This window comes from Massilia sp. Root133, from assembly GCF_001426525.1.
In the GTDB taxonomy this organism is placed as follows: domain Bacteria; phylum Pseudomonadota; class Gammaproteobacteria; order Burkholderiales; family Burkholderiaceae_D; genus Telluria; species Telluria orientalis.
Genome location: NZ_LMEW01000032.1, coordinates 129,095 through 143,429, shown reverse-complemented (window position 1 = coordinate 143,429; position 14,335 = coordinate 129,095). Strand labels below are relative to the sequence as shown.

At 67.5% G+C, this 14,335-nt stretch carries 14 protein-coding genes; 8 read left to right on the top strand and 6 right to left on the bottom strand.

The features are described 5' to 3' along the window. Nucleotides 1-4 precede the first annotated feature (4 nt). The 5 genes from ASD28_RS21300 to hmgA form a co-directional block, all read right to left on the bottom strand. Nucleotides 5-439 (bottom strand): YeeE/YedE family protein, encoded by a 435-nt coding sequence (locus ASD28_RS21300; RefSeq protein ID WP_056132931.1) that lies wholly within the window; start codon nt 437-439, stop codon nt 5-7. A gap of 2 nt (nt 440-441) precedes the next feature. Further along, nucleotides 442-762, bottom strand: a complete 321-nt coding sequence (locus ASD28_RS21295) for a metalloregulator ArsR/SmtB family transcription factor (protein ID WP_056132926.1) — start codon at nt 760-762, stop codon at nt 442-444. Nucleotides 763-801: 39 nt separating this feature from the next. Continuing rightward, the gene (locus ASD28_RS21290) at nt 802-1,566 is read right to left on the bottom strand and encodes an OBAP family protein (RefSeq protein WP_056132923.1); all 765 of its coding nucleotides are present in this window, start codon (nt 1,564-1,566) and stop codon (nt 802-804) included. Between the two features lie 52 nt (nt 1,567-1,618). Then, the gene (locus tag ASD28_RS21285; protein WP_082577071.1) at nt 1,619-2,935 is read right to left on the bottom strand and encodes a hemolysin family protein; all 1,317 of its coding nucleotides are present in this window, start codon (nt 2,933-2,935) and stop codon (nt 1,619-1,621) included. 190 nt (nt 2,936-3,125) lie between these two features. Then, nucleotides 3,126-4,406: a homogentisate 1,2-dioxygenase gene (gene hmgA, locus ASD28_RS21280; protein WP_056132922.1), complete on the bottom strand. Its 1,281-nt coding sequence runs from the start codon at nt 4,404-4,406 to the stop codon at nt 3,126-3,128. Nucleotides 4,407-4,541: 135 nt separating this feature from the next. On the opposite strand from hmgA, the gene ASD28_RS21275 reads away from it, so the two are divergent. From ASD28_RS21275 to ASD28_RS21245, 7 genes are all read left to right on the top strand, one after another. Then, on the top strand, nt 4,542-5,447 hold the full coding sequence (locus ASD28_RS21275) for a LysR family transcriptional regulator (RefSeq protein ID WP_056132919.1): 906 nt from the start codon (nt 4,542-4,544) through the stop codon (nt 5,445-5,447). A 58-nt stretch (nt 5,448-5,505) separates the two neighbouring features. Beyond that, the gene (gene hppD / locus ASD28_RS21270) at nt 5,506-6,585 is read left to right on the top strand and encodes a 4-hydroxyphenylpyruvate dioxygenase (protein WP_056132916.1); all 1,080 of its coding nucleotides are present in this window, start codon (nt 5,506-5,508) and stop codon (nt 6,583-6,585) included. A gap of 277 nt (nt 6,586-6,862) precedes the next feature. After that, entirely contained in the window at nt 6,863-7,690 is an 828-nt protein-coding gene (locus ASD28_RS21265) for a TorF family putative porin (RefSeq protein ID WP_082577072.1), read from the top strand. A gap of 15 nt (nt 7,691-7,705) precedes the next feature. After that, the gene (locus ASD28_RS21260) at nt 7,706-9,712 is read left to right on the top strand and encodes a methyl-accepting chemotaxis protein (protein WP_082577073.1); all 2,007 of its coding nucleotides are present in this window, start codon (nt 7,706-7,708) and stop codon (nt 9,710-9,712) included. A gap of 48 nt (nt 9,713-9,760) precedes the next feature. Next, a complete protein-coding gene (locus ASD28_RS21255; RefSeq protein ID WP_056132909.1) occupies nt 9,761-11,179 on the top strand; it encodes an SH3 domain-containing protein in 1,419 nt (472 codons plus the stop codon). A gap of 43 nt (nt 11,180-11,222) precedes the next feature. After that, on the top strand, nt 11,223-11,585 hold the full coding sequence (locus tag ASD28_RS21250) for a CidA/LrgA family protein (protein ID WP_056132905.1): 363 nt from the start codon (nt 11,223-11,225) through the stop codon (nt 11,583-11,585). After that, complete coding sequence (locus ASD28_RS21245) at nt 11,578-12,318, top strand: LrgB family protein (protein WP_056132903.1); 741 nt, start codon at nt 11,578-11,580, stop codon at nt 12,316-12,318. The genes ASD28_RS21250 and ASD28_RS21245 overlap by 8 nt, the downstream gene beginning before the upstream one ends. A gap of 103 nt (nt 12,319-12,421) precedes the next feature. Here the strand turns inward: ASD28_RS21245 and ASD28_RS21240 are convergent, their stop codons facing one another. After that, a complete protein-coding gene (locus ASD28_RS21240) occupies nt 12,422-13,006 on the bottom strand; it encodes a hemerythrin domain-containing protein (RefSeq protein WP_056132898.1) in 585 nt (194 codons plus the stop codon). A gap of 341 nt (nt 13,007-13,347) precedes the next feature. On the opposite strand from ASD28_RS21240, the gene ASD28_RS21235 reads away from it, so the two are divergent. Beyond that, on the top strand, nt 13,348-14,289 hold the full coding sequence (locus tag ASD28_RS21235) for a manganese catalase family protein (protein WP_056132895.1): 942 nt from the start codon (nt 13,348-13,350) through the stop codon (nt 14,287-14,289). The last annotated feature ends 46 nt before the right edge of the window (nt 14,290-14,335 follow it).

The following is a 14,335-nucleotide window of genomic DNA, read 5'->3' as shown; positions in this document are numbered from 1 at the left end:
TGCCTCAGCGCCCGAGCACGTGGCGCACGATGAAGACGGTGACGAAACCGGCCGCAAGGAAGCAGGCCGTGGCCAGCAGCGAGCGGGGCGACAGGCGCGCGATGCCGCACACGCCGTGGCCGCTCGTGCAGCCGTTGCCGAAGCGGGTGCCGATCCCCACGAGCAGGCCGCCCACGGCGAGCAGCGCCGGGGAATGGTCGATCTGCGCCGGCGGCATCGCGCGCATGCTCAGCCACACGAGCGGCGCGACGAACAGGCCGAGAATAAACGTGACGCGCCACGCAATATCGCCGCGGGTCGGGCGCAGCAGGCCGCCGAGGATGCCGCTGATGCCGGCGACCCGGCCATTGGCCAGCAGGAGCAGGGCCGTGGCCAGGCCGATGAGAATGCCGCCCGCGAGCGATGCCCACGGGGTGAAATGGAGCAAGTCGATTTGCATGATCAGTCCTCCTTCGGACAATACAGTTGGTACAACAACTGCAGCACGGCCAGTGCTTCCGGGCTCGCCACGCTGTAGAAAATCTGCTTGCCGTCGCGCCGCGTGGCGACGAGGCCCTCCTGGCGCAGCACGGCCAGTTGCTGCGACAGCGTGGGTTGGCGGATGTCGAGCGCCGCTTCCAGCGCGCCGACGGGCTGTTCGCCCTGCGCGAGCTGGCACAGCAGGAGCAGGCGGTCCGGATTCGCGAGCGCTTTCAGCAGGCCGCCGGCCTGGGCCGCGGCGACGCGCATGGCGTCCGGCGGGAGAGTCGTGACGGTGTCCATGCGGTCATTCTATAAAACTACAATCTATAAATAAATAGATTATTTGCTCGGCGGCTGAGGCTGGCTGTCGACGACGCCCGGCATGTCCTGCGTCTGGCGCGGGAACTTGCCCTTCAGCGCGTCGACGCCGCCCTGCGGATGCGCGAGGGCCTTCAGGTCGGCGCGCGACTTGCGCCGGTCTCCGGTGGGGATCTTCATGCGGGTATCGCGCTCCTCGAGCATGTTGGGCAGCAGCTCGCCGTCCCGGTTGAACGACCACGCGAGCATCGGCGCGCCCAGCGGCAGGGCGTCGCCGGGCTTGCCGTTGGCGCCCGTGTTCCACACATGCCACGTCTTGCCGTAGCTGTTCATCTTCTTCTTCATCAGCGCGTGCTCGGCCGCCTCGGGCAGGCCGGGCGCGATCAGCTGGCCGCCGAGGATCTCGCCGTTGTGCGGATGCCAGTACTGACGCTCGTCCGGCGGCAGCCTGCCGTACAGCTTTTCCGAGATGATGTATTCGATGCCGTTCAGGTTGGCCGTGCGCGTATTGCCGTCGAACAGGGCGCATTGCGCAAAGTCCTCGTTGACCTGGCGGCAGAAGTGGTGGGCCTCGACCTGCATCTCCGGATGGTCCTTCATCGGATGAAAGCCGTTCAGGTAGATGTCGAACCCGGCCAGCGGCGCATTGCCCTGCAAGAGTTTCGCGCCCGCTTCGAGCGCGCGCGTGCCGCCGGCCTTCGGGGCGCCGGCCGGTTGCGGATGCTGCCCGGCGGCAGCGGCGGAGATCAGGCAGCCGGTCAGGCCGGCCACGATACGCAGCTTCATTTGAACCTCCCTGGTGGATAGATCGCGAAACAGGCCGCCGGTTCCGTCCGAATCAGGTGCGCGCCAGCGGCCCAGGCAGCCGCAAAGCCAGCAGCCGGTCGATGCGGTTGCCGTCCATGTCGACGACTTCGAACCGCCAGCCTTCCCAGTCCAGCCGGTCGCCCGCGCGGGGGATCACGGCGAGCTGGTACAGCATGAAGCCGGCCAGCGTGTGGTAGGCGCCGCTGTCCTCGTCGGGAAAGTCGATGTCGGCGCCCGTGAGGTAGCGGAAACGATCGAGCACCATGCCGCCGTCGACGTACCAGCTGCCGTCGTCGCGCCGGACGGCGTCCGGCTGGCCGTGATCGCTCGACGGCGTGACGTCGCCCACGAGCGCGCTCATCACGTCGGTCAGCGTGATCATGCCCTGGATGTCGCCGTATTCGTCCACGATCATCGCCAGCTCGGCGCGGTGCTGCTTCAGTTGTTCCAGCAGGTCGATGGCGCTGCTCGATTCGGGCAGGTACAGGATCGTCTCCAGGGCGGCCTCGATGTCGATGCCGGCCAGCGACTGCGTGCGGATCGCCTGGCCGAACAGGTTGCGCACACGCACGATGCCGAGCACCTGGGAGCGGTCGCCGCGGTACACGGGGAAGCGGCTGTACGGCGATTCCGCGATGCGCGCGAGGTTGCGTTCCAGCGGCTGGTCGAGGTCGAGGAATTCCAGGTCGACCCGCGGCGTCATCAGCGCGCGCAGGTACCAGTCGTCGAGCCGCAGGGCGCGCGCGGCGATGTCGTACTCCGCCTTCTCGAACACGCCCGCGTCCGTGCTTTCCTTGATCATGCCGGTGACGTCTTCCTCGGTCGGCGTCTCGTCCTTGTGGTGGTGCATGCCGAGCAGCCGCATGATCCCGTCCGTCGTCAGCGCGAGCAGCCGCACGAACGGATGCGCGAGACGGGCCATGAATTGCAGCGGGCGCGCGATCATGGCCGCCATCGTTTCCGGATACAGGATCGCGATGCGCTTGGGCACCAGCTCGCCCAGCACGATGGAAAAGAACGTGATGCCGGCCACGACGATCGCGAGCGCGACGAGCCGCGCATGGCCGTCCGGCACGCCCATGCCGGCGAGCGCCGGCGTCAGGCGCGCCGTCAGCGACGCTTCGCCGAACGCGCCGTTGAAGATGCCGATGAGGGTGATGCCCACCTGCACGGTGGAGAGGAAGCGGCTCGGATCGTCATGCAGGTCGAGCGCGGTACCGGCGCCGCGCCGGCCTTCGTCGGCCATCTTTTCCAGGCGCAGGCGCTTGGCGGACACCACGGCGAGCTCCGACATGGAGAACACGCCGTTGAGCAGGATGAGGGCGAGGATGATGACGATGTCGACCATGCGGGTCCCGGGTGAGATGACGGATTAATCATCGCACGAGGGAATTGAAGAAGGTCGCACAGAAGCGAGCGTCGTTCCCGTGGAAACGGGAACCCATGCTGAGCAACCGAAGTTGGACATGCAGACTTGGTGAACACACTGCAGAATTCTGCGACCTAGCATGGATTCCCGCTTTCGCGGGAACGACGGGTTATCGCTTTGCCGGATTGAAATGTTTCGCAATCCCCGCCCAGCACTCCTGGTAATTGCCCTGCAACTGGGGCGACTGCAGCGCATACGGCGTCGCCACGAGCGGATGACGCGTCTCGAACATGAACGCCATCGTGTCCGTGACCTTGTGCGGCCGGCTCGTGTCCGCGCTGCTCGCCTTGTCGAACGTGGCCGCATCCGGACCGTGCCCGCTCATGCAGTTGTGCAGGCTCGCGCCGCCGGGGACGAAACCTTCCGCCTTCGCATCGTAGGCGCCGTGCACGAGGCCCATGAATTCGCTGGCGACATTGCGGTGGAACCAGGGCGGGCGGAATGTGTCCTCGCCGGCCAGCCAGCGGGGCGGAAAGATCACGAAGTCCAGCGTGTCGACGCCCGCCGTGTCGGAGGGCGCCTGCAGCACGAGGAAGATCGACGGGTCCGGATGGTCGTAGCTGATCGAGCCGATCGTGTTGAAGTGGCGCAGGTCGTATTTATACGGCGCATAATTGCCGTGCCAGGCGACGACGTCCAGCGGCGAATGGCCGATGCCGGCGCGCCACAGGTGGCCGCCGAACTTCGCGACGAGCTCGAAATCGCCCTCGACGTCTTCGTAGCGGGCGACCGGCGTCAGGAAATCGCGCGGATTCGCGAGGCCGTTCGAGCCGATCGGGCCCAGGTCCGGCAGGCGCAGCAGGGCGCCGAAGTTTTCGCAGATATAGCCCCGTGCCTCGCCGTCCGGCAGGTCGATCGCAAAACGCACGCCGCGCGGGATGACGGCGATTTCCTGCGGCTCGACGTCGACCAGGCCGAATTCCGTGGCGATGGCGAGGCGCCCCTGCTGCGGCACGACCAGCAGCTCGCCGTCGGCCGAGTAGAAATAACGCCCGCGCATCGAGCGGTTCGCGGCGTACAGGTGGATCGCGCAGCCGGACATCGTGGCCGGCGCGCCGTTGCCCGCCATCGTCACGAGGCCGTCGACGAAGTCGGTGGGCGCGTCCGGCATCGGCAGCGGGCTCCAGCGCATCTGGTTCGGCGACGCCGCCACGCCGTCGAAGCCTGCGGCGATGCGGCCATTGCCCATCGCCTCGAACGGCCCGTGCATCGCGGCCGGGCGGATGCGGTACAGCCACGAGCGGCGGTTGTGGCTGCGCGGCGCCGTGAAAGCCGTGCCAGACAATTGTTCCGCGTACAGACCATAAGCGACGCGCTGCGGCGAATTGCGGTGCGCCGGCAGGGCGCCGGGCAGGGCCTCCGTCGCGAATTCATTGGCGAAGCCGGACATGTAGCGGTCGGTTGAAGCAGTCAAGGGTGTCTCCGGATGCGTGGCGTTTATGACACTGTAAGGGAGTGCGGCCAGTTTTACGAGATGAATACAAAAATGTAGACTATTCAGATCATCAATAAGACTATCGAGCGCATGATCGAACCCTCTAGCATCGACCTGAATCTGTTATCGGTATTTCAGGAGGTCTACCGCGAACGCCAGATCTCGGCCGCCGCAAGGCGTCTGGGCCTGACGCAATCGGCCGTGAGCAATGCGCTGGCCCGCCTGCGGCGCACGTTCGGCGACGAGCTGTTCGTACGCACCGCGTACGGCATGCAGCCCACGCCGCTCGCGCAGCAGATGGCCGAGCCGATCGGCGCCGCGATGGCCCAGGTGGCACTGGCCCTGTCGCAGCGCAGCCGCTTCGACCCGGCCACGGGCGCCCGCCGCTTCACGCTGGCGATGACGGACGTGGGCGAGGTGTATTTCATGCCGGTCCTGATCGAGCGTTGCCGCACGGTCGCGCCGAACGTGGAGATCGCGTCGCTGCGGGCGAACGGGCTGACCCTGAAGGACGATATGGAGACGGGCAGGGTGGACCTGGCGATCGGCGCGTTCGAGGACGTGTCGGAAGCGCTGTACCACCGCGCGCTGTTCCGCCAGCCGTTCGTGAGCATGTTCCGCAAGGACCATCCGCTGGCGAAGGGCAAGGTGGACCTGGAACGGTTCGTGGCGGCGCCGCACCTGATCGTCGATGCGGCCCAGAGTCCTTACGACCGCATCAATGGATTACTGGAAAAGGCCGGGGTGACGGCCGGGGCCCGGTTCCGGGTGCCGCATTTCACCGCGGTACCGTACATCGTCAGCACGAGCGAGCTGGTGGTGACGGTGCCGCAAAAACTGGCCGAAAGCGCGGCAAGCCCGTTCGGCCTGAAGTGGATCGAGCCGCCGCTCGCCCTGCCGGCGTTGCAGACCAACGTCTTCTGGCACCGGCGCTTCAACCATGATCCCGGCATCCAGTGGCTGCGGGGACTGATTGCCGACGTGTTCGCGGAATGAGGGGCGAACGCGCCGGTAGGCGCGAATATTTTAATGCTAATCGATAGAGGAATAGACAATGGCCGACCTGTTTGACAATCCGATGGGGCTGATGGGCTTCGAGTTCGTGGAATTCGCGTCGCCCACCCCGGGCGTGCTGGAGCCCGTGTTCGAAGCGCTGGGTTTCAGCAAAGTGGCCGTGCACCGTTCGAAGGACGTCGTGCTGTACCGCCAGGGCGACATCAACTTCATCGTCAACAACGAGCCGAAGAGCGCCGCCTATTACTTCGCGGCCGAGCACGGCCCGTCGGCCTGCGGCATGGCCTTCCGCGTCCAGAACGCCCATAAAGCCTACGCGCGCGCGCTCGAGCTGGGCGCGCAGCCGCTGGACATCCCGACCGGCCCGATGGAGCTGCGCCTGCCCGCCATCAAGGGCATCGGCGGCGCGCCGCTGTACCTGATCGACCGCTTCGAAGACGGCAAGTCCATCTACGACATCGACTTCGAATGGATCGAGGGCACGGAACGCCACCCGGCCGGCCACGGCCTCAAGCTCATCGACCACCTCACGCACAACGTCTACCGCGGCCGGATGAGCTACTGGGCCGGCTTCTACGAGAAGCTGTTCAACTTCCGCGAGATCCGCTACTTCGACATCAAGGGCGAGTACACGGGCCTGACGTCGAAGGCGATGACGGCGCCGGACGGCATGATCCGCATCCCGCTGAACGAGGAAGGCAAGGCGGGCGGCGGCCAGATCGAGGAATTCCTGCTCAAGTACAACGGCGAAGGCATCCAGCACATCGCGCTGCTCACGGACGATATCTTCTCCACCGTCGATGGCCTGCGCGCCGCCGGCGTGCCGCTGATGACCGCGCCGCCGGCGACGTATTACGAGATGCTGGAGACCCGCCTGCCCGGCCATGGCCAGGACGTCGAGGCGCTGAAGGCCCGCGGCCTGCTGGTCGACGGCACGACCGAAGGGGGCACGCAACGCTTGTTGCTGCAGATCTTCTCGGAGACGCAGCTGGGTCCCGTGTTCTTCGAATTCATCCAGCGCAAGGGCGACGAGGGCTTCGGCGAAGGTAACTTCAAGGCGTTGTTCGAGTCGATCGAGCGCGATCAGTTGCGCCGTGGGGCGCTGAAGACCGCGGCATAACGTCCGCCATTGCCAGGCAGGCGTCCCGCGCCTGCCTGTTTGCAAACTTTCCTCATGTTTTCAAGGTGTTAAGCGTTTTTGCGAACACCTGTGCGCTTCATTTCCAGACAAATATCGGACTGTTGCGCGCATGTCTCATTCTCGGGTTTCCCACAAATATTCCGGCTGATTTGTAACCAAAAGCCACAGAGTCGGCACTAGAATTTCCGTACGGCATCAATGCCTACCGATATTCAACAACGGCGACTACCGCCGACCACAACCGACTCCCGAGATCATGAGCACCCGACACCGCCCGGCCGCGCTGCCGACCCGTCGCCTTGCCCCGTTGTCCTTCCTGCTGCTGGCCGCCGCGTCGTGCGCGCACGCCGGCGAATCCGCCGCGCCGCTGACGGCGGAAGTGCCCGCCGACGACCCGCTGAGCGCCACCGTCTCCGTCAGCTCGCAATACGTCTCGCGCGGCATCCGCCAGACGTGGGGCGGGCCGGCCGCGATGGCCAGCGTCGACTATGCACATCCGAGCGGCTGGTCGGCCGGCACGTCCGTCATCAACGTCAGCGACAAGTTCATCGAAAGCGGCACCGTCGAATGGGACCTGTACGGCGGCTACAGCGGCAGCGCGGGCGCCGTCGGCTGGTCCGCGATGGTGTACTGGTACAAATACCCGGGCGCGCGCATCAGCGCGACGAACACGTCGTTCGACTATGGCGAACTGTCGGCCGGCGTGACCTGGAAATCGCTGTATGCCCGCTACAACTACACGTTCAGCCGCGACTTCTTCGGCATCGCGAATGCCCGCGGCACCGGCTACCTGGACGTCGGCGCCGACCAGGCGCTGACCAGGTCGCTGACCCTGAACCTGCACGCCGGCGACGGCCGCGTGGCCGGCAGCGGCAACGGCATCTGGGACTGGCGCGACCTGAAGGCCGGCCTGACGCACAAGCTCGAAGACGGCTGGACCGTCGCCCTGAACTACACCCGCGCCATCGGTGGCACCGGCATCTACAACAGCTACACGACGGGCGTGCCGCGCCCCGACGGCCGCCTGGCCGTGGCGAACGTCGCGCGCCGCGCGGTCGTGCTGTCGCTGACCCGCAAATTCTGAAATCGAGGAAAAACAATGCGTCGCAACCCCCTGTCGTCTCTCTCGCTGACCGCGAAGATCTGCGCGACGGCCACCACGCTCGTCGTGCTGAGCCTCGCGGTCACGTCGGCCGTCATCGCCGTGCGCAGCAGCGGCACCGCCGAGGACGCGAGCATGCACCAGGCCCGCACGTCCGCGCGCGAAGCCGCCGCCGCCGTGCAGGCGCAGATCGGTACCAAGCTGGGCGCCGTCACCAACCTTGCCGCCGGCATGAGCGCGCTGCGCGAAGCGGACATCGCGCCGTCGCGGCCGCAGGTCGGCGCCATGACGCAAGGCATGCTGCGCAGCTTTGGCGACCTGATCGGCGGTGCCGTCACGTTCGAACCGGACGCGCTGGACGGCAAGGACGCCGACTTCGCGGGCAAGGCGCCGGAATATGACGCGACCGGCCGCTACATGCCGTACTACACGCGCAACCCGGACGGCACGCTGCACGTGGAACCGATCGTGTTCCCGACCACCCCGGGCGCGAACGACTGGTACGACATCCCCAAGGCCACGCGCAAGGTGTTCTTCACCGAGCCGTATGCGTATGCCGTCAACGGCAAGGACATCATGATGGCGTCGCTGGTGGCGCCGATCCTCGTCAAGGGCGAGTTCCGCGGCGTGGCCAGCGCCGACTTCCAGCTGACGCACCTGGGCGAGATCCTCGGCAAGATCAAGGTCATCGACGGCGGCCGCCTGGCGCTCGTATCGAACGGCGGCCTGTATGCGAGCCATCCGGATGCGACCAGGAACGGCAAGAAAGCCGACGACCTGCCGCCCGCCGCCCTCGCGGCCGTGCGCGCCGGCGAGACCTATGAATATATCGACGCGGCCGGCACCGTGCACCTGCTGCAGCCGCTGCGCCTTCACCCGGACCTCGCGCCGTGGGCCGTCAAGCTGTCGTTCCCGCACGCCGTCGCCACGGCCAGCGCGCGCCAGTTGATGGGATATTCGCTGTTCGCGTCGCTGGTCTGCGCCGTCGTGGCGGCCATCGTGATGGTCACCGTGCAGCGCCGCCTGACCCGTCCGCTGCGCGTCCTCGGCGCCACCATGACGGACCTCGCCAGCGGCAACGCCGACCTGAACGCCCGCCTGGACGCGAAGGGCACCGACGAACTGGCACGGATCGCCGCCGGTTTCAACGGCTTCGTCACCAAGATCCAGGAAGTGCTGGTGCAGGTGCGCGCGAGCGCCGGCAGCGTCGCGGCCGCGAGCGTCGAGATCAGCCAGGGCAATATGGACCTGTCCGGCCGCACCGAGCAGCAGGCCGGCGCGCTGGAAGAGACGGCGGCATCGATGGAGCAGCTGACGTCGACCGTCAAGCAGAACGCCGACAATGCGCGCCAGGCCAACCAGCTCGCGTTGTCCGCGTCGGAGACGGCCCGCCGCGGCGGCGCCGTCGTGGCGGAAGTGGTGGAGACGATGGCCGCGATCGACACCGCGTCGCGCAAGGTCGTCGACATCATCGGCGTGATCGACAGCATCGCGTTCCAGACCAATATCCTCGCGCTCAATGCGGCCGTCGAGGCGGCACGTGCGGGCGAGCAGGGACGCGGCTTCGCCGTCGTCGCCGCGGAAGTGCGGGGGCTGGCCCAGCGCAGCGCGGCCGCCGCGAAGGAGATCAAGGCCCTGATCGGCGATGCGTCCGGCAAGGTGGAAGCGGGCAGCGCGCTCGTGCGGGACGCGGGCCGCACGATGGACGACGTCGTGTCCAGCGTGCGCCGCGTGAGCGACATCGTGGCCGAGATCTCGGCCGCCAGCGCGGAGCAGAGCACGGGCATCGGCCAGGTCAACCAGGCCATCGTGCAGATGGACGGCACGACGCAGCAGAACGCCGCGCTCGTCGAAGAGGCGGCCGCCGCGGCGGACAGCCTGCAGCGGCAGGCCGACCTGCTGGTCGCGCTGGTGGGCCAGTTCAAGCTCGAGGGCGCGGCGCCGGCGCCGGTGCGTCCGGCCGTCTCCACGCGGGCCCCGCTGAAGGCGCTGGCCGCCGCGTAAACGTTCGGGCTGGGCTACACTGCCGGATCCACGATCCGGAGGAGACCCATGCATACGAAAGCAGCGCACAACGCCGCACGTCATCTTCTGGCCGCCATCGCTTGCGGCCTCGCCATCCCGGGCGGCGCCGCCGCGGCCCAGCCGGCCATGTCAAAAGCCGGTATCCCCGCCTTCGACGAGGCGATGCTGGCCCCGGACTACTGGATCGGGCGGCTGCCTGCGCCCGACGCCGTGTTGCTGGACGCGCCAGCGACCGCCGCGCAGCGGGCCGCCGCGTACGCGCCCGGCGGCGGCTTCGTCGACGTCCGCAAGCTGCCCGCGACCCTCACGCGCGACCAGGTGCTCGACTGGATCCGCGGCGCGCAACAGCAGACACCCGTCAAGCTCGCGGTCGACGACGCCGGCCATCCCGTCGGGCCGGACACCTTGCAAGTCCTCCGTGACGCCACGGCCGCCGGCCAGGTTGCGGCGACGGCGCCGGCCCGCTACGGCCTCGCGGTGCGCCGCGCGCCGCTGCGCACCTACCCGAGCGACCGCGTGTTCTACGCGAGCCTCGACCAACCCGATGTCGAAAGCCTCACGGCCGGCACCCTGTTCCCGGGCGAGCCCGTGCTCGTCGCGCACATGAGCGCGGACGGCCGCTGGCTGCTCGCGGTGACGACGCAGGGCCCGGCGTGGGTGCGCGCGGACGACATCGCGATCGGCACGGCGGACGCGGTGTTCGGTTACGCGGCGCTGCCGCCTGGCCGCGTGGTCACGGGCGACCATGTGGTCACGGTCCACACGCGCGAGCAGCCTGCCTTGTCGCAGCTGGACCTCGACATGGGCGTGGCCCTGCCGCGCGCCGACGTGCCGCCCGACCAGCCGGTCAACGGCGCCAGTCCGTACGCATCGTGGCCCGTGCGGCTGCCCGTGCGCCAGGCCGACGGTTCGCTCGCGATCCGGCCGGCGCTGATCCGCCGCAGCGCCGACACCGCGCCGGGCTACCTGCCGCTCACGCGCGCGAACATCATCCGGCAGTCGTTCAAGCTGCTCGGCGAGCGTTACGGGTGGGGCCACCAGTTCGACGCGCGCGATTGCAGCGGCCTGGTCGCGGAAACCTACCGCAGCATGGGCCTGCTGCTGCAGCACAGCTCCGGCCTGCAAGGGACGTCGACGGCGCTGAAGCATCGCGTGTTCACGGCGGCGGACACCCACGCGGCGCGTGTAAAAGCGGTGCGGGAGGCGGAGGTGGGCGACCTCGTCGTCGTGCCGGGCCACGTGCTGATGATCATCGGCCACGTGAACGGCGAGCCGTACGTGATCCAGGACGTGCCGTATGCCGTCTTCAAGGATCCGGCGACCGGTGCGCTGCGCAGGACGAAGCTGAACCAGGTGTCGGTCACGCCGTTGCTGCCGCTGTACGCCGACGACGAGAAGACGTATGTGGATGCGATGACGAGCCTCGTGCAGCCTACGCGGCGCTGAGCCGGATGCTATCCTTCGGGGAACCCACATCGAAGGAGGTCGCTTGCTGATCGCGTTTGCCGTACTGCTCGTTTTCCAGTGCCTGGGAGAGGGGCTCGTTTTCCTGCTTCGGCTCCCGGTCCCTGGGCCCGTGGCCGGCATGCTGCTGTTGCTGGTGGCGCTCGTCGCGTTCCCGCGCCTGCACGAGATCGTGGAGGCGGGCGCGAACGAGCTGCTGCGCCATCTGTCGCTGCTGTTCGTGCCGGCGGGGGTGGGCATCATCGTCGCCGCGGCGAGCGGCAGCGGACACTGGCTCGCGATCTGCGCGGCCGTCGTCGGCAGCACCCTGCTGACGCTGGCCGTGACGGCGCTCGTGCTGCGCGCGCTCACGCCCGCCCACAAGAACGGGGAGGGAAGCGATGTTTAATTTCGAGGAATTCACCCACTTCTGGGTCTATTTATCCGCGTCGCCGCTGCTGGGCCTCACCGTTACCCTGTGCGCCTACGTGTTCGCGCAATGGGTCTATGCGCGCTGCGGCTTTTCGCCGCTCGCCAATCCCGTCGCCATCGCGATCGCCCTCGTGAGCCTCGTGCTGGCGGCCAGCGGCATGTCGTACCAGCGTTATTTCGCCGGTGCGCAGTTCGTCCACTTCCTGCTCGGTCCCGCCACGGTCGCCCTGGCCGTGCCGCTCGCGCGCCAGATGCCGCGGCTGCGCCGCAGCCTGTTCCCGCTCGCGTGCGCGCTGGTGTCCGGGTGCGTGACGGCCATCGTCAGCGCGGTCGGCATCGCCGTGCTGATGGGCGCCTCGCCCGAGCTGGCGCGCTCGCTGGGTCCGAAGTCGGCCACGACGCCCATCGCGATGGCCGTGTCCGAGCACCTCGGGGGCGTGCCGGCGCTGACGGCCGTCCTCGTGATCGGCACGGGCATCTTCGGCGCGGTGACGGCGCGCTTCCTGATGAACGCCCTGCGCATCGATTCGCATGCGGCGCGCGGCCTCGCGCTCGGTGTCGCGTCGCACGGCATCGGGACGGCGCGCGCGTTCCAGGTCAGTCCGGAGATGGGCGCGTACGCGGGCCTCGGCATGGGGATCAACGGCGTGTTGACGGCGTTGCTGGCGCCGTGGCTCGTGCCCTTGCTGCTGCGCTGGATGGGTCAGTAAACGAAGAAGCCCGCAACCACGCGCGGACGCGATTGCGGGCGAGGCAGGCGCGCGGACGCCATGCCGGGGGAGCGCAGGCGGCTTGCGCCGCTGCGGAAAAGGGTCAGGCGTGCGTCGGCTTGCGGGTAAAGGCGCGGGCCGCGAACAGGGCGCTGGCCACGCCGACGACGATCGCGGCCGTGCTGCCCGAGAAGCCGACGGCCGTGTTGGCCGCGATCTTGCCGGCCTTCGGCGTCACCAGTTCCAGGCGGCGCTTCGTCATCTGCGCGCCCAGCTCGGACAGGCGGTCCTTGCTCAGCGTCTGCTCGGCTTCCGGCAACAGCACGGTTTCCTCGTCGGCCACGTGGTGCTGCACGTCGCGCATCAGTTCAAACACGAGTTCGTCGTGGCGCGGCGACTTCGGATCCGTGCGGCGCAGCTCCGCAATGACGGCGCGCATCTCGTCATGTTCCGGCTCGCTCTTGTCCATGACCTTCTGGTCGTGGGCGCGCGGGCGCATGACGGGATAGAAGATTTCCTCTTCCAGGGTCGCGTGGATTTCCAGCGCGTCGCAGATCGTTTCCGCCAGCGCCTTCTTGACGCTGGGGCGCTTGTCGCGGGTGTACTGGTGGAACGTGACCATCACGTGCGAGTGATCGAAGCGGATCATGTCGGTGATGGAAGGACTCAGTTTATTCAGGGAAAACATGATCGTCTCCTGTTAGCGTGGGGTAGCGATAGATTCATGTTAGTGCCGACGCTAGAGCTGTCGCGTAGGAGGGCGCCGCACGGTCTTGTCGGCCGATGACGCATGGGCCGTCCGGCCCAAACTGGCGACCACGCGACTGTTTCCACGTGTTCAGAATCTTGCGGAGCTCGGCAGGATGTCGCCTCCAATCCTACACAGACACGGCTTCGTTTCTGATTACTCGGCGCCGCAACGCTGCCAAGATGGCATCGACCGGTCGCGCTACGGCGCTTCCGTTTGTCCGCGCGGTAACGCAGGACGCGTTCCGCGCGGCCATCCAATCACACAACGGAGGAATCGGAATGTTTGCACATAACAAGCGCCTGCAGTACACCGTGCGTGTCAGTGAACCAAATCCGGGGCTGGCCAACCTGATGCTCGAACAGTTCGGCGGCCCGCAGGGCGAACTGGCTGCGGCCATGCGTTATTTCACGCAGGCCGTCAGCGAAGACGATCCGGGCCGCAAGGACATGCTGTTCGACATCGCGACGGAAGAGCTGAGCCACCTCGAGGTGATCGGCCACATCGTCGCCATGCTCAACAAGGGCGCCAAGGGCGACCTGGCCGAGGCCGTCGACAGCGAAGCGGATCTGTACAAGAAGATCCAGGGTGCGGGCAACGACAGCCACGTGACTCAGGTTCTGTACGGCGCCGGCACGCCGCTGGTCAATTCGGCCGGCGTGCCGTGGACGGCCGCGTACATCGACACGATCGGCGAACCGACCGCCGACCTCCGCTCCAACATCGCCGCCGAGGCACGCGCCAAGATCGTCTACGAGCGCCTGATCGCGCTGACGGACGACCCGGGCGTGAAGGAAGCGCTGGGCTTCCTGATGACGCGCGAGATCGCGCACCAGAAGTCGTTCGAGAAGGCGCTGTACTCGATCCAGCCGAACTTCCCGTCCGGGAAGATGCCGGGCGACCCGCGCTTCGCCAACACGTACTACAACATGTCGCAGGGGCCGGGCGAGATGCGTGGCTCCTGGAACCAGGGCGAGAACTGGGACTTCGTCACGGACCGCGAGAAGCAGATGGCCGTCGACGGCGGCACGGGCGAGGCCGAAGTCCGGCTGCCGGCCAAGGAGGTCGACGTGCTCAAGCAGATGGCCGAGCGCACGATGTCCGATCCGAATGTCGATCCGACCACCGGGGCCGAACTCGGGATGGGCAACCAGACGCTGGCCGACGGCATGACCGTGCAGCCGGGTGCGCAGCCGAGCCCGGGGGCGCCGAAGCTTCACTAGGCCGTCGTCCCCGCGAAAGCGGGGACCCATGCTGAGCCGGCTAAGA